6 protein-coding genes are annotated in these 3,651 nt (G+C 45.4%); 2 read left to right on the forward strand and 4 right to left on the reverse strand.

Annotated features, from left to right (window positions below; genetic code table 11):
• Positions 1 to 154: 154 nt before the first annotated feature.
• From ACR2PX_RS03555 to ACR2PX_RS03570, 4 genes are all read right to left on the reverse strand, one after another.
• Positions 155 to 1,198 (reverse strand): hypothetical protein, encoded by a 1,044-nt coding sequence (locus tag ACR2PX_RS03555; protein ID WP_433997985.1) that lies wholly within the window; start codon positions 1,196 to 1,198, stop codon positions 155 to 157.
• Positions 1,199 to 1,405: 207 nt separating this feature from the next.
• Positions 1,406 to 1,594 carry a hypothetical protein gene (locus ACR2PX_RS03560; RefSeq protein ID WP_433997986.1) on the reverse strand — a complete coding sequence of 63 codons (189 nt, stop codon included), beginning with the start codon at positions 1,592 to 1,594 and terminating at the stop codon, positions 1,406 to 1,408.
• Positions 1,591 to 2,076 (reverse strand): DDE-type integrase/transposase/recombinase, encoded by a 486-nt coding sequence (locus ACR2PX_RS03565; RefSeq protein WP_433997987.1) that lies wholly within the window; start codon positions 2,074 to 2,076, stop codon positions 1,591 to 1,593. The genes ACR2PX_RS03560 and ACR2PX_RS03565 overlap by 4 nt, the downstream gene beginning before the upstream one ends.
• 194 nt (positions 2,077 to 2,270) lie before the next feature.
• Positions 2,271 to 2,645 (reverse strand): hypothetical protein, encoded by a 375-nt coding sequence (locus ACR2PX_RS03570; RefSeq protein WP_433997988.1) that lies wholly within the window; start codon positions 2,643 to 2,645, stop codon positions 2,271 to 2,273.
• 113 nt (positions 2,646 to 2,758) lie between these two features.
• Here ACR2PX_RS03570 and ACR2PX_RS03575 point away from each other — a divergent pair, with 113 nt between their 5' ends.
• On the forward strand, positions 2,759 to 3,157 hold the full coding sequence (locus ACR2PX_RS03575) for a hypothetical protein (RefSeq protein WP_433997989.1): 399 nt from the start codon (positions 2,759 to 2,761) through the stop codon (positions 3,155 to 3,157).
• Between the two features lie 148 nt (positions 3,158 to 3,305).
• A partial coding sequence (locus tag ACR2PX_RS03580; protein ID WP_433997990.1) for a hypothetical protein occupies positions 3,306 to 3,651 on the forward strand: 346 nt, incomplete at its 3' end.

Here is a 3,651-nt window from a genome sequence, read left to right on the forward strand (position 1 = left end):
CGGTGGCGCTCCTATAGAAGTCATCAAACAGTACGTTCAGCAGCAGAGAACACCGCATTAGTCGGCTATCGCCGACGAGCTTACATCCCCGCACTCAAAGTACGGGGTTTTACGCTCAACCGATAAAATACGGAAGTTATTTCGGGACTATTCCTTAGGGTTGATTTTTAGTAACAAAAAAGCTCGCTATATTCTTTACAACCCAGTTTCCGGCAGCGGCGATAAGGCTAGGGTTATTGGCTGCTGCGGCTGCTGCTGCGACTGCAGCAGCACGCTTCAACTGTACCTTCTGGTGATGCCTGTAGGCAGCAGCAGTTATCACCATCGTCACCCCTACAACAGTGGCCACAAGCACGGTGCCGCCAACAGCAGGGCCTATGATAAACCAGTGATTATTGCCCGTCTTTTCAATTTCGGAGGTGTTCGAAGGCATAACAATTGAAATGACAGAACTGCCCGGATCGGGAACATAAGAGATATGGAGAAACTCATTATGTGGTTTGTTGCAGGGGTCATTAAAAGTCAGTGTCAGGTTATAACTCTCCTGATCAAGGCCGGTAAAGTTAAAATTGCCAACTGTCCCATTCACTATGCAGCTTGAATTGCAGTTTTCAACCGGCGGTATGATTCCCAATTCATACTGATCAACCTGATCCTCCAGAATCCCATTTTGCCACACCAGATTAAAATGGTTAGAGTTAAATGTTGCAGGGTCAGCATTACGAACCACACGTTGATCATCACTCCATTTTTCTAATGAGACATTGCCCACAGTGATTTCAGAACCTATAAAAGGGACATTAATACATTCTATGCGGATTCCATCAGCGACACTATTTGTATCGATAGTAAGTGTAGAAACAGAACAATTCGCATTATTATCAGAAACAAGATTAACTGCAGTAAAACCGGGACATCTGGAATTAGTATTTCCTGCACAGTCTGCATGTGCAAACTGAAGAAGAATTATTTCGTTATTTTCATCTTTGCAAGTGCCTGCCGGAAAGCCCCAGACTGTATGACCTAATGTGTCTCCAACATCGCAAGTTATCACGATGTCATTGTCTGGACAAATTAAGGTGGGGCAGGGGGTCTTATTGCTATTGCTTAATCTGCAATTAAATGATTGAGCCCCAGACATTGGCGACAGCATGAGAAAAAAAACGAAACCACTTAATAGCCCAGCCATTGGTCTCATACTAAATAACCTCACTGAAATAAACGCGTTTTATTTATCTTTCCAATGATTTTAAATGGTACTGTCGTTTCTGAGTTTTATTACCATTCCCGACTCACCTTACTCTCCTTGAGAGTCTTATTTATAGCTCATGATGCGAGCTGGCCCGAATATTTCATGAAAGGAGTGTATTTTCCAATCCTGAAATGAGCCTAAAGACAGGTGTTACTACCTATGCTCAGCAGGCCGTTCATAGACTGATTTAAACAAAGTTTCTCTTGCAAGTTGTAGCTGCCTGGCAGCTTCATTATCGGTCATAAGTGTTGCTTTTTCCTCCAGCTGCTTCAGGGTGACACCTTCTTTCAGGTACTGCTCTGGCTTCTTCAGTGACAGGAATTTCTCATAAGGTGTCATCATGTTTTCGTATCGATAGACCTTCTTTTCCTTGCCTCTTTTGTCTGTTCTGATTTCAGGATAAAAACAGGGACGGTGATATTTAGGTATGGTGTCAGGTAGTCGCCATCGAACTGATTGAACCGTTTGGCATGATGTTGCGGAATATGGGCGTGCCCCAGTTGTTTTCGAATGACAGAACCGTTTTTGCTTTCCATCAGAGCGTTGTCTGTACTATGTCGGGAACGGGACTTACTGAGTTGGATATTCAGCTTGTTCAGAAGCTTAGCCACCTTATGATTGATAAACTCTGAACCATTATCTGAATGGAATTCCTGTAGCTTGAATGGAAAGCCTGCCAGCATTCCTACAAGCACCGGAACCAGGTATCGTTCGCTGATTTGTTCAACACTGCAAACCACTTCAAACTGGGTCACTTCATCCACAGCATTGATATGGTAAAGTCCTTTAACGCCGTCTTTATCACCCTGGTGTACTGTGTCCACACGGATAAAAAGCCGGGCTGCCCCTGCGGGTCAGGTTGACGGCGTATGCCAATGGCTCTCTGGGTCGCTCTGGTGCTGTCTTTATACCCTCTTCTTCGCTCATAAGTGATAGATTTCCTCAGGTTATAAAGATGAGAGACTGACAGGGTTGACAGTCTCTCATAGCGCTGGTTGCCTTGCAGATAGGCACGCTCTCAGATTTTCTTGATCGCTACGCCATTGAGGTCGCAATGTAACCGATCCGTTTCAGCCAGCAGCCTGATATCGACTTTGGTGAACCGGGTTCGGAACCCGTTGGACGTGCATTGACGCCTTTTTACGCTGGTATTGGCAATATATTGCTGAATCAGCCGGGTGATCTGTGCTCTTGAGTAGCCGCTGGCCACCATCAGGTAGCGTCGTATAAGGCCTTTATCCTTTTTGCTCTGCGATCGGTATTTGAAGTGGCTGAGCGTTTGCTCAACCCAGTGATAGCATTCATCCTTTGACTCCCAGCCGGGCTCCAGACCGAGAGTCTGTGAGAGGAATTTTTTCACGTCTTCCAGAGTTTTGATAAAGGCAGTGTTCATGATGACTTTCATCTCCTTATCATGAACGACAGTGCTGAGATTGCAGGCTCATTTTATGTTGGAAACACGGCTTTCCTTCAGGCTCATTTCATATTGGAAGAAACTGGAACTGAATGAACAAGCCTGACGAAGCTATTATTATCAATGGATTGGACCTGGACGCTATCATCGACGAGCTTGAACAATGGTTCATGTTTTTAAATACTGTTATTGGTATGTTGTCTTTTACACTTGCACTGGCTTGCCTCGGTACGAATATTCCCGCCATAAATGCCTTCTTTTCTTTCATCATTGTCATTCTGGCGGTAGAGCAGGAAAAACGTTACATTCTCAGCAAAACCCGAAAGTTAAGAGAAGCTGCGAAAGACAATGAGACGGCTGACACTATCTTTCAAGGTAGGCCGCTTCGCGGCGACTTTTTGCTCAGTGCAGCCCTCCAAGTTCTGAGAAATCTTTCACACTTCCTTTTGTCTATCCTTACCACCTGTCATATCAAGAACAGCAAAGGGTAGAGCCATTAAAAGTCTACTTTTCCACGTACTGCTTTTCGTATCTTTCGTCTGTCTGGCCGAGTCGCAGACTCACACTGTTATCGTTGAGCTTGAACACCATACGGGTTCGCCAAGCCAGAATTTCTCTATAAAGCCTGAGATGCCCACATTGTCTACAATGCAAATGATTGAGATGGAACCTTTGCAAGGCAAACCGACAGAAATAACCAACACAAACAGCTATTCAGGCTCAGACACGCCACCGGATGATAAGCCCTCCAGGCCAAAAGGCCCCTGGGAAAGCCTGACAACGGTTGTTGAGTCGGTTACGTGGCAGCTGCTCTATGCCTCCAATGAAGTCATAGGCTACAAACTGCTTCTGGCATTCCAGAAAGACTCATATCAACCCCAACCCTTTTCATGGATGCCTGTGGTGGCGACTGTCGTTGTGGGCTGGCTGACCAGAAGCAACTGGAACCCAGAAGCCCCATTGTTTAATCAACTGGATGAACAGG

The sequence above is a fragment of the Endozoicomonas sp. genome (assembly GCF_051008435.1).
Taxonomy (GTDB): Bacteria; Pseudomonadota; Gammaproteobacteria; order Pseudomonadales; family Endozoicomonadaceae; genus Endozoicomonas_A.